Below are 21,462 nucleotides of genomic sequence, written 5' to 3'. Positions count from 1 at the left end.
ATCAATACCGATCCAAGTCAGGGTTTTTTATCAGATCACCTTTTAAAATACTGCGTTGGATTTTTCCAGTTGCGCCGCGGGGAACTTGTTTCATAAAAAAAATATACTGAGGTACTTTGAATTTCTCTTTGTGCGTGGCCACGATCTCACGAATCTGCTTGGCATAACTTGTAAGCTGGTCAACGGTTTTTTCAGGTTCTTTCAGCAGGATAACAGCCGCTACAGTTTCGCCATAAATTGGATCAGGGTAGCCAACGACAGCAGAACCGCTGATAAAATCAAGCGAGTCTATGATATTTTCAACCTCGTAGGGACTGATTTTGTCGCCGGATTTGTTGATCATTTCTTTGCTGCGGCCCACTAGAAAAATAAATCCATTCTGATCCAAGTGACCAATATCGCCAGTTTTAAACCAGCCATTTACAAAAGATCCTCGATCTCGATCATGCAAGTATCCTTTAATTGTGCCTGATCCTTTTATCCAAACTTCACCATCTTGTCCAGCGGCCAGTTCGTGAGACAGTGTGCTGTCAGATATTTTAATGGCAATATTAAAGACTTTGCCAGATGAACCTTCAGGGCTATGCAAAGGCGGCAGAGGGTCAACGGCAATCTGGCTTGGTGCTTCGGTCATGCCGTAGGAGTTTAAAATCGGCAGCCCAAAACGTTTTTCAAATCTTTGCATAACGACAGCAGGCAGCGGCGCTGAAGCCGAACGCATAAATCGCAAATTGGTTTTCGTTTTTGGATTAATGTCAGTATTTAAAAGAATTGAAATAATAGCTGGAGCAGCTGAGACCCAAGTGGCCTGCTGCCGTTGGACAATTGGCCAAAAGCGGTGAGCCGAGAAATGTTTTTGAACAATTAGAGAACCACCTGAAATCAAAGTCGACATCATTGCGATATTCTGGGCATTGATATGATGAAAAGGCAGTACGATGTAGACGCGGTCCTTGTCTGTTAATTTATGGCTTTGTACAACATTTTCTCCGGCAATGTACATTTGTTCGTGATCGAGTAGAACACCTTTAGCTTTGCCGGTCGTGCCGGATGTATACATTAAAATACCAGCGTGTTTGGGAATTATTTCGAAATCCTCAAGCTGATCCATTGACTCCCATGTCGTCAAATGAATGACTTGGTCGTGAAAACGAGTCAAGTTTTCTGTATGGATTTTATCGGCTGTGTCATTAAAAAGTTTTGCATAATCGTCGGATAAGACAGCTGCCTTGTAGTTGCGTTTTTTAAATTCATTAATGGCTTGTATATCGGGCATTTTCGGATTCATTGAATAAATATCTAAACCACTTTTGATGGCAGCGAGGTATGTAATGACGTAGGCAGCTGAATTAGGCAGTCCTAATAATAAAAGATCGCCCACGGCCAGTCCTTTCTTTTGCAAAACGCCGCATGCTGTTTCAACTGCTGCTAAGATCTGTCGATTGTTTAACCAGATATCTAAATCAGCATCATAAAGCTTCGGCTGATTTAAATTGTTGTTCATTAAATTAAAAGTCGTTTCAATTAATTTTGATTTGTATTCTGCCATTTTTCCTCTTATTCAACGGTCGTCCAATTAGGTAATGGGTGACCGGCGTGTTATATAAAATCCAGCATAAAGCGCCGGAAAACCCAATCACACAGGCTGTTGCGAGCGGCCAAAGCAGCCAAATATACCATGCTGTGTCAGGAATGAACGTTATCAATTCTTGAAGAATTGATAAGGCGATCGTTTGTGTTAAATAAAGACCGAAAGCAATCTTTTGAGCTTTCGAGATAAAGGAAACTATTTTTTGCTGCTGACCATTTTTGACGATCTTGTCATATCGATAACCAACGTAAAAAATATTGGCGATCACAATCAGGGAATATATGACGATCAGGGGTTGATGGACTTCATAAGCCTTGCTGTAGCTGAGTTTTAAGATATCGAGATTATAAAAATAATAAAGAACGATCGTGGGGATACCAGCTATCAAAGCAATAAAAAAAGCTTTGATATGCTTGACGATCCAGCTTTCCACTTCCGCATAATGAATACCAGCTAAAGCTCCGGCAATAAAATAGCCTTCGTATGTCAGGACAAACATGCCATAACTACGCAATAAATACGGCCAGCCGCTAGTTGATAAATGTGGAAAAACGGATTTCAAAAAAACAGTGATCGCTAATTCTATAATGATTGCGATACAGAAGACTTTAAGATGTCTGCCTTCAGTTTTTTTAAATAATAAGCGCATCAAGGGATAACAAAGATAGAGCTGTATCATGACCAGTAGAAAATACATATAGTAGCCATTTCCATGGATCAGCAGGTCCCAATATTGCAGCCACCACTGACTATCAAAGACTGTTTTTGGATAAGCAGCAAAGACAAAATAGAAAAAATTCCAAAAAAAATAAGGAATCAGCACCCAAAAATATCGTTTTTTCCAAAATTTTATTAACGCGATCGGCCGATTATAAGAATTTAAAAATAAGACAAGACCGGAGACAAACATGAAACCCATTCTTGTGAAGTGCATCGGCATATGAAAAGCAGCAAAAAAAAGAAAGGCCGGTGAGCCAATTGGAAATTTATAGGCGAAAATCGTCGAGGTATGGATGGTTAAGACGCCAACGATAAACAAAAGCCGCATTAAATCAACGCCGTATAAATATTTTCTATCTTTAGGTCTAACCATCAACGGTATCTTAAACAATGAATATTAAAATTCCATTAAAAAACGTACGATTTATTTTTTAAACATCCAATACTTCCGAAAGACTGAACAATGATTGGTATTTTGGCCAAAACTCTGGAAAATAGTCATCATATTGTTGTTTTTCCTGAACATTGATCTAGTGCCATTCAAGGCTGAATAGCTGGTATTTTGATTGCAAGTGATCTGATTTTTGCCTGTCGAGCGAGCATTTTTCGTTGTCACGAAAACGATTCCTTTTCCAGACGATTAGTAATAACTTAATAGTTGCCTTACTAATAGTTAGTCTACATGCTATACTGCTCAGCGTGGGTTTGTTAGCGCTTTCAATTGACAACCCATATTTGGAGGTAATCAATGGTAACTCGTATTTCTTTAGAATCAGCTGCACTTTCATTTAGCGAAGCTAATGCAGCGCACCCGAGAATTTATGAACTAGCGCCGAAAGATGGCCGCGCATTGTTAGAAAAAGTTCAGACTGAACCTATCAGCAAAGAAAATGTCGATATTGAAGATCGATTAATCAGCGCTGAAAAATGGGGTAGTATCAACGTACGTTTTGTTCGACCTGCTGGTAATGCTGCAAAATTACCCGTGATTTTCTACATTCATGGTGCTGGTTGGGTATTTGGCAGTGCGCAAACACACGATAAGTTAATTCGTGAATTATCAGTTCGAACTAACTCTGTAGTTGTTTTTCCTGAATACAGTCTGTCGCCCGAAGCTAAATATCCGACTGCAATTGAACAAAATTATGCTGTTTTGCAACAATTGGCAGTCTTGGCTGACGAAAAGCAGCTTGATCTTGATCGCTTGACAGTAGCTGGAGATTCTGTCGGCGGCAACATGGCTACCGTGATGACGATTCTGGCCAAACAACGCCATGGTATTAAAATTAGTCAGCAGTTGCTGTATTATCCAGTGACTGATGCTGATTTTGAGACGGGATCTTATAATGAATTTCAGGATAACTATTATCTAACCAAAGCCGGCATGCAGTGGTTTTGGGATCAATATACGACTAACCAGCAGCAGCGCTTGGAAATTACCGCTTCTCCTTTGCGGGCCTCACTTAAAGAATTGGCAGATTTGCCAGAAGCTTTGATCTTGACTGATGAAGCAGATGTTTTGCGTGATGAAGGCGAAGCTTATGCAAGAAAATTACGCGAAGCCGGCGTTGCTGTAACCCAAGTTCGTTTTCAAGCAATGATCCATGATTTTGTGATGCTGAATGTGCTGGATAATACACATGCCGCTCGAGCAGCTATGGCCTTGTCCACTGCTTGGGTCATGAAACACAATCACTAAATGAGTCATCTGTTTCAGAATAACGACTGATCATAGTCGTTATTTTTTATTTAGAATGGCTATTGAATGTCAGATTATCCAGTGGCATTCTATTGACAAATAGCCATTATTTTAAAGGAGTTTAATATGCGTGCTTTATCTGTTGTTTCACAGCGGGCAAAAATTATCGAAGTGGCTGATGCTAAAATAAGCCGTCCAGATCAAGTGCTTGTGAGTGTCTACTATTCAGCCATGAATCGTGCCGATCTTAATGCTTTTAAACAGGTGGATGGTCATCAGCCCATTCTTGGTATCGAGTTCTCTGGTGAGATCTTAGCTGTCGGGGATGATGTCAAGAACTTTAAAATCGGCGATCGAGTCATGGGCCACAGTCCAAATGCGTTAGCTGATTTACTGGTGATCAATGCGGACCTGTTGTTCGCGCTGCCAGAGACTATGACCTTTAAAGAAGCTGCGGCACTGCCCGTCGCTTTGCAAACCATGACCGAAGCCATCTGTATGAGCGGTAGTTTCCAAAAAGGACAAAGCATTTTATTTCAAGGAGCTAGTTCGTCCACTGGGATCGTCGGCATGCAGATCGCAAAATTGTTCGGCGCCAAGACTGTTATCGGTACTTCGAGATCCATCGAAAAAGGCCGCCAACTCAAAAAATTTGCGGCGGATGTTTTTGTGAACAGCTCCGATGGTGACTGGGTTGACCAAGTATTGGCTGCTAGTGTCGGCGGTGTCGATCTTGTCATCGATTTTCTATCGGGGCCAACGGTAAATGGCAATATGCAGGCAACTAAACCCGGCGGCACGATCGTGAACGTGGGTCGAATTGCCGGTAATGTCGGTACTTTTGATTTTGATCTGCATAACATGCGCCGCATTCATTATGTTGGCAGCTCATTTCGCTTGCGAAGCGAAGCGGAAACTGTGGCAATCGTTTTACAAATGAAGCAAAAGTTAGCTGCCGCACTGGCCGAAAAGAAAATCACAATGCCGATCGCGGCAGTCTACGCGCTTGATGATGCACAAAAAGCCGTAGATGATTTGAAACAGAACCGAAACTTTGGCAAAGTTGTCATTGCTGTTAAATGAACAGCTGCCAGGTTAAGCTTTTTTCGTGAATCGTTTGAGACCTAGGCGAATTTTGTTTTGTAAATGTTGAAAAGCAAGAAATTGCTGGCGTTCTTTTTTAATGAGTTTGTATCTTTTTGGATTCTTTTTATAAAACTGCTGATGGAAGTTTTCGGCCGGCCAAAAGGTTGAAGCCGCTTTGATCTCGGTCACGATCGGGCGGTCATACTGGCCAGAATCCGCTAATTTTTGTCTGGATGTTTCAGCAATTTTTCGCTGTTGTTCGTTTTGCACAAAAATGATCGGTCGATAATTTTTGCCGCGATCGTTGAATTGACCGAACTCATCGGTTGGGTCGGTAATCTGCCAATACAGGGCGACGAGCTCTTCATAACTGATGACGCGGCTATCGAAAATAATCTCAACGGCTTCAACGTGTCCCGTATCGGCAGTACCGCCGCTGACTTGTTCGTAGGTTGGATTTTTCGTGTGCCCGCCAGTATAGCCAGAGAGTACAGAAACGATACCAGTTTGCGTTTCAAAGGGCTCAACCATGCACCAAAAACAACCGCCGGCAAATATGGCTCGCTCTTCGTAAGCCTGGTCCTTTGCATAATGGCTACTCAAATCGAACTTATCACTGCCATTGGTATCCCCGGTAATTTTCAAATAAAAGTCGGTCACATCAGGCGTCAAATTATTTCTGACGGCTAAAGGACGCAGATCGTATTCAAGTTGGGCTAATGCTTGATTGAAATTGCCGCCGGATTCAATTTTTTCTTTGGCTGACAATAGCAAAGAACGTTCCCAGTCACGCGTGCGTGGACTCAGTACAAGGTTGTAGAGTTCATTCAGTATTTTTTCGTGATTACTTTCTATTTTCATGAGAAGTCCTGCGATTTATCGCACAATTATCCGCCTAGTTATGTCCTCATTATAAGCGATTTGACTGATAGTTTGATTGCCGAGAAAGCTGCCAGGTCCTTTACCACTGGGTATTTTGTTGGCCAAATTAAAAGGTTTTCGTATCAGAGACTCGAGATAATATCTATCATCGTCTTTGAGATTTCTGTCGGTATTTCCCAATGCAAATAGTGAAAGGTTCCTGCCGCTATAACTTGGGACTGACGATGATTAGTCATATATTCAGAACGACAATATTCTTTTTTACGATAAGCCTCTGTGAAGATAACTGAAGGCAGATTATTTGGTAACTTAATTTCAGATTGCCAATTGATTGAGTCAAAAATACTTTGAAGCCGTTTTTCATCATCAGTTGTCAAAGCATTAGATGCCTTTTCAGATGTTTGCCAAATTAAGGCTGCTTGTTCCTTGGAAAAACAGCGGTCAAGTTGTGCATGAATCCAGCTGCTGCCTTGCGCTTGGGTTAAATGTTTGAATTTTTCAGCTGCTTTTACATACTCAGGATCCCGAGGCGGATTAGTAATAATTTCTCTAGTAGTTGGTTCAATCCCAATAAAGGCAGCTAAGTTTGATAATTTTTGCGATAAAGCCAATGCATAGACGCCAGCAATGCTGTGTGCAACGACAATGACTTGTTTAGCAGCACATTGATCGATCATATGATAAATGGCTTGAAGCTCATCGGAAAAACAATAATCGCGATCAGCCGCTTTGCTCAGTCCCATCCCCAGGTAATCGACAGCTAAAACACCGAAATGATCAGGAAACTGATCAATGACAGGCTGAAAGGTTTGTAAGCTGCTAAAAGAATCCATGCCGCTTAAAAAACAACCAGTGGTTCCCCAAGGCGTTTTGATAAAGCGTACTGGCCAAAATTAGTTTTGAAAATATCGTTTTGCATAATCTGTTTGAATTATAGCAAACGCAAATTCGTTGACCAAAATTTCATTGCAACAGCAGTTTGTCTGTGCTAATGTCTAGTAAATTCGATCAGCGTTATGTTTGATGGTTGGGTTTTAACTTGATCTAATTAAAAAAAGAGGGATCCTATGACATTCAAAAAACCAGATGCAGATTGGCTACACGATTCGCTTTCTGAATTATTGTCAAATAACACTATTTCAGATACTGAAAAAAGTATTTTTGTTTCTGCTAAAAAAGCTTTAGAAAAAACTAAAAATGATCGGTCGGTTATTAGCTTATTAAAGTCCCAATTAACACCGCTAGCGATCAATCAAAAACTAACGGCAGTCTCTGTTCAGTTCTTTAATGAACTATCTCAAAGATACATTGGTCCAACTGGTATTGGTGGACGAGATGTCCTATTTAACATTTAAAAATCATTCATCCATAACGAAAAAACGTCTACCTATAAAGGGTTAAGACGTTTTTTTATACATCATTATTATTTATGTTTGATTACAGCTGTTTAATAACAATTCATCATTTGATTTCATTTGTCGTTCATTGAACTGCCAAAATTTAAATGGTTCAAACTTTTGTAGCTAAATGTAGTAGTGCCTAGCTAGTTGAAACGCTTGTGAAGTTGCCTTTAAAAATTAGCTAATCAGTTGTTCATGCAACTGAAACACTTGATCAAGTTGAGCAGCAGTCTGATCACGCAAATGGTGGGTGACCATTAATAGTGTCAAATTCGGATCCTGGATCAGCGTATCTTCGATTTTGATCGCTGATGCTTGATCAAGGGCAGAAGTACCTTCATCGACTAAGAAAATGCTGCGGCCTGATACAAATCCTCGAGCTAAGACGAGCCGTTGTTTTTGACCGCCGGAAAGATCAGAACCATTATGAGACAAAATTGTTTGCAAACCGTCAGGCATTTTTTTATGAAAGATGTGAGTCCGGCGCGTTCGATGGCTTTTTGTAAATCAGTCATCGTTGTTTGCTGACCGACTTTGATATTGTTTTCGATCGTGTCATTAAAAATGTATGGATCTTGATCGAGATAATAAATCTGTTCCCTAATAGCAGCGGCATTTAAATTTTTGTAATCCTGGCCGTCGATTAAAATAGAACCTTGATAATCGGCTAATTTCGTATTCAAAAGATTCAAAACAGTTGATTTTCCGGCACCGCTGGGACCAACTAAAGCATATTTATGCCGTTTTTCAATCCGTAAACTGGCTCCCTTTAAAATGATGTGGTCCTTGTAGGAAAAATGGATATCTTTCATCACTAATTGCTGGCTAAACGAGCCGATTTTGTCTGTCTGATCGTCATCTTCAGCAGTTATTTTGGTAAATTTATCAAAAATTGGTGCCGTTGCTTTCATTTCGGCCCAGTTTGCGCTGAGGCCAGTTAATTGCGAAAAAATAGTACCGGAAAAATATTGTGCTGCAGAAACAGCACCGATCGCAGTCATTTTAAAAAAGATCAGCAGACCAGCTTGGGATAAAACAATGACCTGACTCACGATGCTTAAACCATTGACGATCGCCATCATACGGGCGAAAATATTGGAATAATTTTCGGCTGTTTGGTTGCTTTTTTTAGAAGCAGCGACAGTTTTAGAGACGATCAAGTCACGGGCATTCAGCATAAAAAGTGCATTGAATCCTTCAAGGACATCTTCAATTTCTGACATCAGTTTTTCATTACTTTCGGTTCTTTTAAGAGAGGCCTTAGCTAATGATTTTTTAAAAACTTTAGGTAGCAGCATCATCGCGATGCTGAGAACAAAGACTGTTATTAAAATAGAATAATGAAAATAAGCAAGTGTCAGACTTGCAAAAATGACATCAGCCACAGCCGCAATGATAGCAAAAAAGTTTTCAATAGCTTCGGAATTGATAACAGCGAGATCATTTGACATTCAAGAACTATAAGTACCATCTGGCTGACTATGGAATTGTGCAAAAGAACTTTTAGCGATTCTTTGGCTGATGTCACGGCGGATCGAGGTGTCGACTCTTTGTTTGATAATTGCTAGACGATAAATGCTCAGATAGATACCGGTGGCAAATAACAAGTAAGCTAGTAGCATGGCGAGGATTCAGCATATAAAAGTCTTAAAATGGCCAGCGACTAACACGGTCAGCGCGTTGGCGCTAGCAATGCCGCCTAGTGTTTGTAAAGCTGAATTGACGATATGAATCGCGATTAAACCAGCTGTTTGATAACGATGTTCCTGTAAATACTTGTATAAAGTCATTGCTGTTTCCCTTGCTTATTTTTGTGATGGTGATCAAGTTCACGACGATATTTTTCATACCTTTGAAAACGTGTGGCATCGAGCTGCCCAGTTTGTATAGCTGCCTGAATAGCGCAACCCGGTTCGTTCGTATGACGACAGTTTTTGAATCGGCAATGGCCAGCCAAATCATCAATGTCAGCAAAAACATCTGTTCCGGCAGTATTGGTTAGACCGATTTCTTTGATTCCTGGTGTATCGATCAGATAGCCAAAATGATCGTTGATAAAATAAAATCGAGCACTTGTTGTTGTGTGTTTGCCACGCTGATCGCCGAATCGAACTTGACCGACTTTTTGCAGAGTTTGACCGGCCAGTTGGTTAATGATCGTTGATTTGCCGGCACCAGAAGCGCCAATGAAAATGGAAGTTGACTTGTTGGACAGCATTTTTTTAAATATTGCAAAACTTGGCTGATCATAAATGGAGACAGCAAAAATGGCTAATTTTGGATAGCTTTTTAAAATGAGCTGTTTGATTTTTAGAAAATCACTTTGAAAATCCTGTTTGGTCAAAATGATGCGTAACTTGGTATTAGGTACTTGAAACTGCAGTAAATAACGTTCCAATAGGCTGATCGTAAAACGCTGATCACAAGCGATCACGACGAAAACATCAGTCAGATTAGCAGCGATCAACTGAATACCATTTTTGACATGCACTGATTTTCTGGCGGCACTGGTATTTTTAACAAGCTGATTATTCCTGTTTAAAAGCGTCGTAATTCTATAACTGTTGGCGATTTTTTCATAACGCACAAAATCACCGACAGCGAGCGTGGCCTGCCGTTTTAAAGATCCTGATAAAAAAGCTGAATGATAGATGACACCTTGGCTGTCAGCAATGGTGATATTTTTTTGATTGAAAATTTGAATAATTCGAGCAACTAAAGGAAAACCACTTTGGTCAGTCGAGGAAAGGTAAGGCAAAATACAATAATCTTTTATCCGCAAAAAAATAATCTCTTTTCGTTATATTTGGATTAGTTGTGTTTTACCTATTAAGCATGCGAATATTGTGGCATTTAATTGATTATTTTGCAAGCCAAAACAGTCAATGGAATTGATCATTTTTCATGATGATTATGTCTCAATCTTAAAATTTGCAAGATCGATAATATCAAAATCGTATAAAAACCGATACCAACAAAGTCTCGGTACAACAAAAATTCAACCAGCATGCCGATAATACTGGCGATTACAATGCTGACAATCATGCAGACATATGGATGCTTTTCATAAAATTGGCTATATTTTTGAAACACTGCAGCCTCCTTAAATACCGATCGCTTGTCCGGCCCAAAATTTTTTAAAACTAATTTCATTATAAAAAAAGCATTTTAAATTAAAATGCTTTGATTGAGAAACTATGAAATTTCAGAAACTAGATCTGACTTAAATTTGAGATCAGAACGCCGCCAACAACAACTAATAGCGAGCCGATAATGATCTTGACCATTTGGTCCGACGTCTTCTTTTCATGCAGGAGGTAGATGCCGCCGAAGGTACCAACGATGACACCCATTTGCGATAAAGTCGTTGCTGTTGCTTGACCGATCGAGGGGTTGGCAGCTGAAATGAACATAAATAAGTTCCCGATGCCCCAATTCAAACCGGTCAAAATATTTTTCCAAGTATACTTTTCAAACATTCTGCTGCTTTCATGGAACACGAACAGTACGATCAGAAAGGCACCAATGACTTGACCGATCGCTTGCGGGCCGATAATCGCTGTCATGTAGCTGACACCGTTGTTGGCATCATGCACAGCTTGGCTGATAAAGCCGATTTTGAACATGAGATTAGGAAAAACAAAGTAAAGCATGAAACCGATCGTTGATAATGCTAAGGCGATCAGGCCATGCGAGTAAGCCGCTGGACGTTCGCTGCTTGTCGATTTAGTCAGTTTTGAACGAGATGCAGTCAATAAAGCGCCGACTGTGACTAAGGTCACAGCGATGGCACCAAACAACCACATTTTAGCTGTTTTCCAGTCGCCTAAGACAGCTGCAGCCATCAAAGCATTCGTGATTATTTGACCGGCTGTCGAGATCGGGAAAGCTGACGACACGCCCATATCTTTATAAGCAACGAACTGGCCGGCGGTACCGATGGCCCAAAACAAGCCGGATAATAGACCAACAGTCCAGATCCGCGGGCTGACCTGAATGCCGCTAGGAATCACATAAAACAGCATCGTTGATAGGCCGAAGATCAAGGCACCAAAAGTCATGCCAAGTGTTTGCTGAGCGGCTGAACCGCCCATCTTTGTGTTAATGAGTCCAACTGAGCCCCAAGTTAAGGCTGGGATCAGCGCAATTAAGATTCCCATAAAATATTTTTCCTTTCGATTCAATAGTTACTTGATGACTAAATTTTTTTAATACAACCTTTTCACTATAAGATAAAAAGGAAACCCTTTCAAGTATAGAAAAGCCTCAATTTAAAATTGAGGCTGTGATCATTATTTTGTGACGTAAATATAAAGATTTTTGGTTGAGAAACCTGTATCAAATTTAATGTTATTCGAACGAATTGTTTTCAAAGAAGTTGTACCGGATTTTTTAGCATCTTTTGCAACTTGCGAAAATTGTTTAAGAACACTTTTTGGATTAGCACCGAGCGCATTAGCAACTAATGCAAAGGTCTTGGCAAATTCCGAAGAGCTGTTTTTGCTGCCTTGACCAGACAATGATTTGCTCGGTACGATAATCGTGATCCCGATGAGTTTGCCATGAGTAACGTTGATCCTCAATACTGTATTTTTGCTATCGACAACGTTTTTAATGTGATTATTGAAGTTTTCCGGCAGCAGTTTCGCCTGGTTATCGGTCTTGGATTTAGCTAATGCAGCCTGCACTTCTTTGCTGGTCTGCGCGAGTGCTTTGGTCTGATCAGCAAGCTGCTGTTTTTGCTCAGCTGTCATTTGAGCAATTTCGGCAGCAGTGGCTGTTTTGCTTGCGGCAGCTTTTTGCAGTGCAGCAGCTTTAGTCTGCATCTCTTTTGACAAGTTTGAACTGATAACTGACTGGTTATAGGCTGATGCAAATTTCGTATAATCAGCCAGTACTGCGGCAGCCTTGACGGTCACGGTCACGGTCGCAGACGCTTTGTGATTGTGAATGACAACTCGCTGATCTTGATTTGAGGCAGCTAAGTTAATCGTGAAAACACCAGCGTGGACTGCTGCCGTTTGCCGTTTGCCATTGTCGATCCTATAATAGACTGACTTGCTCTGGCTAGCTGTGCCTTTGATATTAGCTGACATGCCATCAACTTTATAAACAGTCTTATCAGCTGACAATTTTGCTGGACGTGTCGTGCTATAAATGATGCCAGCTGCCAATAGTGCGATAATGACGATTCCAGAAATGATTTTGCTTGATTTTTTCATCAGATGACGACCTTTCCGGTGAATTGGCTATTATACAGGTCTGCGTAGAAACCGTCTTTTTTCATCAGACTATCATGGTTGCCTGTTTCGATAATTGATCCGTGATTCATGACCACGATGTGTTGAGCATCACGAATGGTCGAAAGACGGTGAGCCACAACAAAGCTGGTCCGACCCTTCAGCAATGTCTGCATGGCATGCTGTATCTGGACTTCGGTTCTCGTATCAACTGAAGATGTGGCTTCATCGAGGATCAAAATTTCCGGATCTGCGAGAAAGGCTCTAGCAATTGTGATCAATTGCCGCTGGCCTTGCGAGATATTAGATGCTTCTTCGTTTAAGACTGTATTGTAGCCCTTTGGTAGCTGGCGGACAAAAGTATCGACATGGGCAGCTTTGGCTGCTGTGATGATCTGAGCTTCACTGGCTTGTTCATTACCATAAGCGATATTATCGTGGATCGTTCCAGTAAATAGCCAAGTATCCTGTAAGACCATCGCGAAATGCGAGCGCAGTTCTTCACGAGACATATCGCGGGTATCCTTTCCGGCAAAACGAATTGAACCGCCTTTGACATCGTAAAAGCGTTCGAGCAGGTTGATCATAGTCGTTTTACCAGCGCCGGTCGGGCCGACTATTGCGACCATTTCGCCTTTTTTAACTGGCAAATTATAGTCAGTCATCAAAAGTTCATCACTAGATGCGTAGCCGAATTCCACGTGATCAAAGTTGATGATTTCTGTTTCTTTAACGACTGGCAAATTCTGTTTGTTGTCTTGCATTTCGCTCTCATCGATCACTTGGAAAACACGTTCGGATGAAGCGATCATTGATTGAATTTGGTTGGCTAAATTTGTAATTTGTGAAATAGGCTGGCTAAATTCATTCGTATACTGTAAAAATGCCTGAATATCGCCAATTGGAATCTGACCGTGAGCAACTTTGATACCACCAATGATGGCAATACCAATGTAGCCTAAGTTGTTGATGAAAGTCATCAGAGGCATAATCATACCGGAAACAAATTGGGCTTTCCAACTGGCTTTGTACAGACGGCCGTTTTCCTCGGCGAAACTTTTTCTTTCTGCATCCTCATGATTATAAGCACGCACGATCGTATAGCCCGCATAGGTCTCTTCGATCTGGTTATTTAAGAGACCAAGCGATTTTTGCTGGGCTGAGAAATATTTTTGCGAACGAGGCGCAACGACTGCAATGATCGCGACTGATACCGGCACGATGATCAAGACCCACAGCGTTAGCTGCAAAGAGATCGACAGCATCATCCACAGAATTGAAAAGAAAGTTGTCACAGAGGTGATCGCCTGCGTTAAATTCTGCTGCAGGGTCGATGAAATATTATCCATGTCATTAGTGGCACGCGACATAATATCACCATTAGAATGTGTATCGTAATAATTAATCGGCAAATGCTGCATTTTAGCTTTTAAGTCGCGACGCAAGTCAAAAACAGTCTTTTGGGAAATGTGCGTCATGATTAATTGCTGAGCAAAGGATAGCAAAGCAGCAATAATATAAAGAATGATCACTTCGATGACAATGCCGCCAATTTTATCCCAGTTCATTGGGAAACTGCTGACATGCATGCCGGCTTTTATTTCAGCTGTGCCGCTGGTAACGCCCTTAAAAATTTCTGTTGTTGCTTTACCAAGGATCTTTGGTGTTTGGGCTTGGAAAATGGCTGAACCGATCGCAGCTATCACGACAAATGAAACAGTTAACCAGTATTTTTTCATATAGCCAAACAGACGTTTTGTCGTTGGCCAAAAATTTTTAGCTTTTTCTACTGGCGCACCGGCACCGGGACCAAAAGGACCGCGACCGCCGCTGCGGGATTGAGTTTGTTTCTTTTCTTCAGCCATTATTGGTCTCCTTTACGAATCTGAGATTCAATGATTTCTTGATAAGCTTTGTTGCTTTGCTTCAATTCCTCATGAGTGCCGGAACCGGTCATTTTACCGTCCTCTAAAACAAGGATCTTATCAGCATCAACGACTGTGGCAATTCGTTGTGCCACGATGACGACGATCGCTTTTTTAATTTCCGAATCTTGTTTCAAAGCCGCTCTGAGTTTGGCATCGGTTTTGAAATCCAAAGCTGAAAAACTGTCATCAAAAATATAGATCGCGGCTTTTTTGACCAATGAACGGGCAATAGCCAGTCGCTGCTTTTGACCGCCTGAGAAATTATCACCGCCTTGTTCTACTTTGCCATCCAATTGTCCCTTCAATTCGTGGACAAAATCGCTGGCCTGAGCAATATCTAAAGCATGCCAAAGATCATCATCAGATGCTTTTGGATTACCGTATTTCAGGTTATCTCGGACGGTGCCTGTGAAGAGAATGGCTTTTTGCGGTGTTAAGGCGATCAAATCACGTAAATCATGCTGACTATAATTCTTGATGTTTTGACCGTTCACTGTAATTTCACCCTGATCAACATCGTAAAAACGTGGAATTAAACTCACGAGCGTTGTTTTACCAGATCCGGTGCCACCGATAATTGCGACTGTTTGGCCGGAATGTGTCGAAAAATGAACTTTGCTTAAGGCTGGTTCTTCAGCGCCTGAATAGGAAAATTCAACATCTTTAAAAGAAAGTTCTGGTTGTTTGCCAGCTGCCTGACTTTCACTAGGATCCAGAATGGTTGATTCTTCATTGAATAATTGGTTAATACGATCGGCAGAAGCCTGTGCTCGCGGTACCATGACAAAAATCATTGCCAGCATCATAAAACTCATCAAAACTTGCATGGCGTAGGTCATAAAGGCTACTAGATCACCGACCTGCATAGCTTGACCGGCGATCAATTGGCCGCCAAACCAAGTAATGCCAACATTCGTACCAGACATCACAAGTGTGACTAGTGGAAAAACGGCTGCCATAATTGAGAAAACTTTGATCGCATTGTCTGTATAGTCTTTGTTAGCAGTTTTAAAACGATCCTGCTCGAATTTGTCTCGACCGAAAGCACGAATAACACGAACACCGTTCAAACCTTCTCGAAAAATTAAATTGATACGATCGGTCTTGATTTGCATTGATTTGAATAAAGGAACGGCAAAATACATGGCAACACCAATAACTAAGACGAGGATCGGAATTGCAACTAAAAATATTTCGGTTAATTGGTGAGATTTATCGTACGCGAGAATACTGGCCGCAACCAGCATGATCGGCGACATGATCATCATGCGCAAAAACATCATTGTCACGTTTTGGATCTGAACAACATCGTTAGTCGTACGCGTGATTAATGAAGAGGTTCCGATACGATCAAATTCTTCATTGGAATAATTCATGACCTTGTCGTAAATATCGCGACGCAGCACGGTACCGAGTTTTTGCGAAGCAACTGACGAGGTATAGACATTCGCAATGCCAGCCAACACTGATATCAGCGAATAAAATGCCATCCAAGCCCCGGTGTGGTAGATGTAGGGCAGGTCTCCTTTAGCGACGCCGTTGTTGATCAGGTTTGAAGTTAGGTCTGGTAAACGCAATGTTGTATAGACCTGAATAATCATAAAAATGACTGAAGACCAGACCATCCACATACTCATGCGGCCTTTTGCTAGTTTAATCATGTGTTTTCTCCTTATAAGTACCATATTTCAGCCAATCAATCTGCTTATTGACTTGATCCATGATTTGCGATAAATCGACTGCCTCGTCGGTACCTTTTTTTGCAAAATAAATTGTTGCCGATTGAACGATAATGCCAGAAATAATTCTGCGAAGAATTTCAATATCTTCAATTGAATTTTCCTGTTTAAAAAGTGAAAAATCCACATCTTCATATTCTTCGGATAGCTGGCTTTTCTTATGATAAAGAATTGCTAGATCTTCAACGATATTTTGGTTTCCTCGATTATTTAAACCGAGCACAGCGTTTTGAAACAAACCGGCATTTTTACTTTTCGTGACATGTTCGAGAATGTGTTTGGCAATTTGCCGCCAAGTCTCGATCAGATCGCCCTTGTTTTTCACGACCTCTTCTCTAAAATTCTCCTGAAAACCACGAAGTTTGATCTCAAAAAAATAATGATACAAATCGTCCAGTCCATCGAAATATTGATAAAAACTACCACGCGGGATGTGCGCCGTGGTGACGATGTTGGCAATTTTTGCTTCTGTTAGGGGAACGCGCAGAAACTCTTTTCCAGCCGCTTTAATAATTCGCTGGCGTTTTTCCTCACTTAAATTGTAGAAAGTTTCTTTAGGCATAGTAAATGACAGTCTGTCATATGACACTATGTCATAATAGTAGTCTGTTTGTGAAAAGTCAATAGCGAATATTAAACGAATAGAAAACACAATACGCTTGTGGTACAAGATATTTTTTGTTAGGATTGCTTCAATATGAAAATACTAATGTATGCAGTTCTCGGTGATGAGCTTCCCTATATTGAAAAATTTGCTGCGGTCACAGGCCAGCAGGTAACGAAACTAACTGATTATTTGTCTTTAGATAATGTCCAGTTAGCCAAGGGCTATGACGCTGTCGTGACCCAGCAGACTTTTGATATTCCGGATGCAGTTTATGCGCGTTTGGCAGAATTTGGTATCAAACAAATTACGCTGCGGCAAGTAGGCTACGACATCCTGAATATTCAGGCAATTCACAAGGCTGGGTTAAGAGCTTCAAATGTAGCTGCTTATTCGCCACGGGCGATCGCTGAATACACGTTAACTCAGCTAATGAACTTGATCAGACATAACAAGAAGTATTATCGAACGACGACGGCTGGCGACTGGACTTGGAAAGTTGGCGGTCAAGCCAAAGAAATTCATGAATTAACAGTGGCGGTCATTGGCGCTGGTCGAATCGGTTCTGCACTAGCGGAGATGCTCCACGCACTTGGCGCGAAAGTTCTGGCAGTGGATCCCGTTTACCATGCTCAAAATGAAGCTTTTTTGGATTACGTTAGTCTCGATGAAGCTCTCAAAGAGGCTGATGTTATTAGTTTTCACACGCCTTTAAATGACCAGACCAGGGGGATGGCTAATGACGCGTTCTTCAAAAAAATTCAGAAAAAAGCGTATATATTAAACTTCGCCCGCGGCCCGCTTATTGAAACGGAAGCTTTGCTTAAGAATTTGCGGTCTGACAAATTAGCCGGTGCAGCACTAGATGTTTTGCCTAATGAAAATGACTTTATGAATCGGGTCCAAGATCCGAAAACAGTTCCTGCTGATGTTCAAGAATTAATGGCAATGGATAATGTGCTGCTGTCGCCGCATGTGGCTTTTTATAGTGATCTAGCCATCAAAAATATGGTGGAAATTTCTCTAAAAGATGCGGTTGCCTTGGCACAAGGCGAGCGGATCGAGAACGAAATTTTTTACTAAAAACGAGCTGTTTTTATCTTTTTAAAAAAAGTTTTTTTCTTTTTTTGTATCCCGCTGATCGCACTTGACTGAATATCTGAAAGCGCTAACATGAAAGTTAATGAAGGATCTTCAATAGAACTGATCCAAATTGAGAAAACGATTTGGGTTTTCCTAAATTCTTCATTCTTCAGAGCATAAAAAACGGTATGTTTGATTCTCATGCTATTTTTTAATTATTTTCAGAGGGGGCATTCGAGTGCTATTAGGAAGTATTGAAGCCGGCGGAACGAAATTTGTTTGTGCTGTCGGTAATGAAGATTATCGAACGAAAGATATTACCCAGTTTTCAACCACGACACCAGAAGAAACTTTAGCGCGCTGCGTGGCTTATTTTAAAAAGTTCGATGATATCAAAGCAATCGGTATCTCTTCTTTTGGGCCGATCGAATTAAGAAAAAATTCTCCAAAATATGGTTTTATTACAAATACGCCAAAACCAGGCTGGGCTGATGTGGATTTTGTTGGCCGGATCAAAAAAGATTTTAATATTCCGATTTATTGGACAACAGATGTTAACGGTTCGGCCTATGGCGAGTTTGTCATTTCGACGCTGTTCAATGAGCATATCAATTCGCTGGTTTACTATACGATCGGGACTGGTGTTGGCGCCGGTGCGATCGTTAACGGCCAGTTTATTGGTGATCTCGGTCATCCTGAAATGGGACATGTGCGTTTGAAACGGCATCCAGATGATTTGGATTTCCCTGGTATTTGCCCATTTCATGGCGATTGTTTAGAAGGTTTAGTGTCAGGACCAACTTTTGAAGCTCGAACTGGCAAAAAAGGACAAGATGTTCCTTTGACTGATCATGTTTGGGACATTATGGCTTTTTATGTCGCCCAAGCGGCAATTCAAGTCACTTTGACTCTGCGGCCAGCCAAAATTGTGTTCGGCGGCGGCGTGGTCAGTGAAGAATTTTTGAAAAAAGTACGTACTCAATTTAAAGAATTGCTGAATGATTATGTTCCGGTACGCAAGTTGGAAGATTATATTGTGATGCCGGCTATTAAGGAGAACGGTTCAGCAACGCTCGGTGATTTTGCACTGGCTTTGTTGGAATATCGCAAATAAGACTGACAATATTTTTTCATTGCGTGTTATAATAGTATACGTGAATTATTTCACATAAGTTAGCAAGCCTTGGACTGCTGTGATAGAAAATGGTGGTCATATTTTTAATTCAAAATTGATAAACGTTGGAAAGGAAGAAAATTTATATTATGGCTAAAATGGATGCATTGGTATTAACTGCTGTGAAACATATGGAAATTCAGCAAATTGATAAGCCTGAAGTGAAGGATAATGAGGTTTTGATCGAGACCAAGTACGCTGGTATCTGCGGCACTGACCACGCACTTTACAATGGCCTGCCTGGATCAGCCGCTGCTGTCCCACCAATTGTTTTGGGGCATGAAAATTCCGGCGTCGTTGCCGAAGTTGGTTCTAAAGTAACTGATTTTAAGATTGGCGATCGTGTCACGGTCGATCCTAATATTTACTGTGGACACTGTGTTTACTGTCGCACTGGCCGTCCAGAACTCTGCGATAATTTATCAGCAGTTGGTGTGACGCGTAATGGTGGTTTGGAACAATATTTCACAGCCCCATCAACGCAGGTTTATCAGGTTCCTGACAATGTCTCACTGAAGGCTGCTGCGACGACTGAACCGATCTCTTGTGCAGTGCATGGTGTTCAGCTGTTAAAACTAACGCCCTATCAAAAGGCTTTGGTTATTGGTGATGGTTTCATGGGCCAATTGTTTGTGCAATTACTCAGTGCTTACGGTGTTCACCAAGTTGATTTTGCGGGCATTTCAGATGAAAAACTTGCCTTCAATAAAGAAAAGTTTGGCGTTACGAATACCTTCAATACTACTCGTGACCAAATTCCAAGTGATTATGATGTTGTGATCGAGGCCGTTGGGCTGCCACAGACACAAGAACAAGCTGTTAATGCGACTGTGAAAGGTGCTCAGGTTTTGATGTTTGGTGTCGGCAAACCGAATCAGGAATTCAAGATGAACACCTATGAGGTTTATCAGAAACAATTGACGATTCAAGGTTCCTTTATTAATCCAAACGCATTCGAAGATTCATTGGCTTTGTTATCAAGCGGCAAGTTAGATGTTTTGTCACTGATCAGTCATGAGCCGTCATTGGCACAAGTACCTGATTATTTAGATGGCACAGCCAAAGGCGTTAGCAAGGCTGTTGTCAAAGTAGGAGCGTGATTCATGCCGGCAGATACGACCTCGACCGAAAGCAATGTATCGCAAGGCAAAAGAACGATTTCAATGTCAACGGCAATTGCCTACTTTGTTTTCTCTTTGCTGATCAATTCGGCAGGCAACGTTTTGACACTGGTTACGAGCGCTAAAATTCATCCATCTTATTTAGGAGCTGCCTATTGGACGGCTGCTTCAGCAAATTTTGGAACTGCGCTGCACTGGAATCTCTTTTGGGCTTTTATCATTGTTGGTATTATGACGATTATTTTAAATGCCATTTTGATTGGCCACTGGTCATGGAAAAGAGCGATCGGCAATATGATTTTCATGGTTCCTTTTTCTGCTTTGATCCAAGTTTTTGCCGATTTCTTTAATGGCAAGTATCCGATTTTCGGCGGTTTGCCAGAGGCTCGCGGACCAGTTATGGTTGTCCTATATATTTTGTTGAATTTCGTTGGTGTTGCCTTAATAGCGATCGCGATTTCTATTTATCAGCGAGTTAATTTGGTATTGCATCCAGCTGATGATTTAATGCAAGTATTGCGTTTTAAATATTTTAAAGGACACGCTGCCACTGCGATGTGGGTTTCTTATATTCCACCGACAATTTTAGCGGTTATCGCTTTGATTATGACTCATCAATTCACTAACTTTGGTTTAGGCACGATTTTTGCTTTCTTATTCCAAGGAGGTATTACGGGGTTTGCGGATCGGACGATTTTCCCACGCCTGCATCACCAAGCAGTGGATGTCGGCAAGATAGAATAGTTTGTAGATAGGAGATATATTATGGCTTTAAGTGATTACTTTACTGGGATTCAGCATGTTGGTATCCCATCAGTTGATTTGGATAAGACGATTGCCTTCTATGAATCGCTCGGTTTCAAACAAGCAGGACTTTTTCACAATGGTGCCAATCGCTGTGCCTTTATGAGTTTTGGCAATTTAACGATCGAGACTTGGGAAGGCGATCCAACGGCAAGAAAAGCTGGCGCGATCAACCATATTTCCCTCAATACGCCTGATGTTGATAAAGCCTTTGCCGCCGCTAAGCAGCAAGGCCTGCGTTTAGTTGACAAAGAAATTCAGTCGATTCCATCATTTTGGGAACATGGTATTCGTTATTTCAATATCCTAGGTCCGAACGAAGAAACGATCGAATTTTGTCAGATTTTATGATCTTTGATTGAATTTAAGAAAAACCGCAGTTTAAATAATC

At 41.2% G+C, this 21,462-nt stretch carries 23 protein-coding genes; 8 read left to right on the top strand and 15 right to left on the bottom strand.

Features of this window, described 5'->3' with window-relative positions; genetic code table 11:
• Nucleotide 1: 1 nt before the first annotated feature.
• Together DLJ48_RS02930 and DLJ48_RS02925 are read right to left on the bottom strand one after the other, a co-directional pair.
• Nucleotides 2-1,549: an AMP-binding protein gene (locus DLJ48_RS02930; RefSeq protein ID WP_128685766.1), complete on the bottom strand. Its 1,548-nt coding sequence runs from the start codon at nt 1,547-1,549 to the stop codon at nt 2-4.
• Nucleotides 1,521-2,684, bottom strand: a complete 1,164-nt coding sequence (locus DLJ48_RS02925; RefSeq protein WP_128685764.1) for an acyltransferase — start codon at nt 2,682-2,684, stop codon at nt 1,521-1,523. Before DLJ48_RS02925 ends, DLJ48_RS02930 begins: the two co-directional genes overlap by 29 nt.
• A 375-nt stretch (nt 2,685-3,059) precedes the next feature.
• On the opposite strand from DLJ48_RS02925, the gene DLJ48_RS02920 reads away from it, so the two are divergent.
• Together DLJ48_RS02920 and DLJ48_RS02915 are read left to right on the top strand one after the other, a co-directional pair.
• Nucleotides 3,060-4,010, top strand: a complete 951-nt coding sequence (locus DLJ48_RS02920) for an alpha/beta hydrolase (RefSeq protein WP_128685762.1) — start codon at nt 3,060-3,062, stop codon at nt 4,008-4,010.
• A gap of 126 nt (nt 4,011-4,136) precedes the next feature.
• The gene (locus DLJ48_RS02915; protein ID WP_128685760.1) at nt 4,137-5,093 is read left to right on the top strand and encodes a quinone oxidoreductase family protein; all 957 of its coding nucleotides are present in this window, start codon (nt 4,137-4,139) and stop codon (nt 5,091-5,093) included.
• 12 nt (nt 5,094-5,105) lie between these two features.
• Here DLJ48_RS02915 and msrA read toward each other — a convergent pair whose 3' ends face one another.
• Nucleotides 5,106-5,957 carry a peptide-methionine (S)-S-oxide reductase MsrA gene (gene msrA, locus DLJ48_RS02910; RefSeq protein WP_128685758.1) on the bottom strand — a complete coding sequence of 284 codons (852 nt, stop codon included), beginning with the start codon at nt 5,955-5,957 and terminating at the stop codon, nt 5,106-5,108.
• Nucleotides 5,958-6,100: 143 nt separating this feature from the next.
• The gene (locus DLJ48_RS02905; protein WP_128685756.1) at nt 6,101-6,811 is read right to left on the bottom strand and encodes an alpha/beta fold hydrolase; all 711 of its coding nucleotides are present in this window, start codon (nt 6,809-6,811) and stop codon (nt 6,101-6,103) included.
• Nucleotides 6,812-7,045: 234 nt separating this feature from the next.
• Here DLJ48_RS02905 and DLJ48_RS02900 point away from each other — a divergent pair, with 234 nt between their 5' ends.
• Entirely contained in the window at nt 7,046-7,333 is a 288-nt protein-coding gene (locus DLJ48_RS02900) for a bacteriocin immunity family protein (protein ID WP_128685754.1), read from the top strand.
• A 222-nt stretch (nt 7,334-7,555) separates the two neighbouring features.
• On the opposite strand, the gene DLJ48_RS08645 is transcribed toward DLJ48_RS02900, so the two are convergent.
• The 11 genes from DLJ48_RS08645 to DLJ48_RS02845 form a co-directional block, all read right to left on the bottom strand.
• Nucleotides 7,556-7,825, bottom strand: a complete 270-nt coding sequence (locus tag DLJ48_RS08645; protein ID WP_207710183.1) for an ATP-binding cassette domain-containing protein — start codon at nt 7,823-7,825, stop codon at nt 7,556-7,558.
• Complete coding sequence (locus DLJ48_RS08640) at nt 7,759-8,829, bottom strand: ATP-binding cassette domain-containing protein (RefSeq protein WP_128685750.1); 1,071 nt, start codon at nt 8,827-8,829, stop codon at nt 7,759-7,761. The genes DLJ48_RS08645 and DLJ48_RS08640 overlap by 67 nt, the downstream gene beginning before the upstream one ends.
• Nucleotides 8,830-9,000: an ABC transporter ATP-binding protein gene (locus tag DLJ48_RS02885; protein ID WP_145962169.1), complete on the bottom strand. Its 171-nt coding sequence runs from the start codon at nt 8,998-9,000 to the stop codon at nt 8,830-8,832. It abuts the gene before it with no gap.
• A gap of 9 nt (nt 9,001-9,009) precedes the next feature.
• Entirely contained in the window at nt 9,010-9,168 is a 159-nt protein-coding gene (locus DLJ48_RS02880; RefSeq protein ID WP_161566100.1) for a hypothetical protein, read from the bottom strand.
• Nucleotides 9,165-10,160 carry a ribosome small subunit-dependent GTPase A gene (gene rsgA, locus DLJ48_RS02875; protein WP_161566099.1) on the bottom strand — a complete coding sequence of 332 codons (996 nt, stop codon included), beginning with the start codon at nt 10,158-10,160 and terminating at the stop codon, nt 9,165-9,167. Before rsgA ends, DLJ48_RS02880 begins: the two co-directional genes overlap by 4 nt.
• Nucleotides 10,161-10,273: 113 nt before the next feature.
• Entirely contained in the window at nt 10,274-10,531 is a 258-nt protein-coding gene (locus DLJ48_RS02870; protein ID WP_174813053.1) for a hypothetical protein, read from the bottom strand.
• A gap of 59 nt (nt 10,532-10,590) precedes the next feature.
• Nucleotides 10,591-11,538, bottom strand: coding sequence for a GRP family sugar transporter (locus DLJ48_RS02865; protein ID WP_128685747.1), 948 nt, complete (start codon nt 11,536-11,538; stop codon nt 10,591-10,593).
• 132 nt (nt 11,539-11,670) lie between these two features.
• Entirely contained in the window at nt 11,671-12,600 is a 930-nt protein-coding gene (locus DLJ48_RS02860; protein WP_128685745.1) for a hypothetical protein, read from the bottom strand.
• Entirely contained in the window at nt 12,600-14,483 is a 1,884-nt protein-coding gene (locus DLJ48_RS02855) for an ABC transporter ATP-binding protein (protein WP_163939966.1), read from the bottom strand. The genes DLJ48_RS02860 and DLJ48_RS02855 overlap by 1 nt, the downstream gene beginning before the upstream one ends.
• Nucleotides 14,483-16,207 (bottom strand): ABC transporter ATP-binding protein, encoded by a 1,725-nt coding sequence (locus DLJ48_RS02850; protein WP_163939965.1) that lies wholly within the window; start codon nt 16,205-16,207, stop codon nt 14,483-14,485. The genes DLJ48_RS02855 and DLJ48_RS02850 overlap by 1 nt, the downstream gene beginning before the upstream one ends.
• Nucleotides 16,200-16,847: a TetR/AcrR family transcriptional regulator gene (locus DLJ48_RS02845; RefSeq protein WP_128685741.1), complete on the bottom strand. Its 648-nt coding sequence runs from the start codon at nt 16,845-16,847 to the stop codon at nt 16,200-16,202. Before DLJ48_RS02845 ends, DLJ48_RS02850 begins: the two co-directional genes overlap by 8 nt.
• 135 nt (nt 16,848-16,982) lie before the next feature.
• Here DLJ48_RS02845 and DLJ48_RS02840 point away from each other — a divergent pair, with 135 nt between their 5' ends.
• The 5 genes from DLJ48_RS02840 to DLJ48_RS02820 all read left to right on the top strand — a co-directional run bounded on the left by DLJ48_RS02840 (nt 16,983) and on the right by DLJ48_RS02820 (nt 21,422).
• Nucleotides 16,983-17,972: a D-2-hydroxyacid dehydrogenase gene (locus DLJ48_RS02840; protein WP_165438698.1), complete on the top strand. Its 990-nt coding sequence runs from the start codon at nt 16,983-16,985 to the stop codon at nt 17,970-17,972.
• 238 nt (nt 17,973-18,210) lie between these two features.
• Entirely contained in the window at nt 18,211-19,086 is an 876-nt protein-coding gene (gene scrK, locus DLJ48_RS02835; protein ID WP_128685739.1) for a fructokinase ScrK, read from the top strand.
• A 149-nt stretch (nt 19,087-19,235) separates the two neighbouring features.
• A complete protein-coding gene (locus tag DLJ48_RS02830; protein WP_174813056.1) occupies nt 19,236-20,246 on the top strand; it encodes a zinc-dependent alcohol dehydrogenase family protein in 1,011 nt (336 codons plus the stop codon).
• Nucleotides 20,247-20,249: 3 nt separating this feature from the next.
• Nucleotides 20,250-21,011 carry a DUF6198 family protein gene (locus tag DLJ48_RS02825; protein WP_128685737.1) on the top strand — a complete coding sequence of 254 codons (762 nt, stop codon included), beginning with the start codon at nt 20,250-20,252 and terminating at the stop codon, nt 21,009-21,011.
• 21 nt (nt 21,012-21,032) lie between these two features.
• Nucleotides 21,033-21,422, top strand: coding sequence for a VOC family protein (locus DLJ48_RS02820; RefSeq protein WP_128685735.1), 390 nt, complete (start codon nt 21,033-21,035; stop codon nt 21,420-21,422).
• Nucleotides 21,423-21,462: the final 40 nt, after the last annotated feature.

It is taken from the genome of Oenococcus sicerae (assembly GCF_004102045.2).
Lineage (GTDB): Bacteria > Bacillota > Bacilli > Lactobacillales > Lactobacillaceae > Oenococcus > Oenococcus sicerae.
Note: the sequence above shows the minus strand (reverse complement) of the source record. Positions and strands in the feature narration are given on the sequence as shown.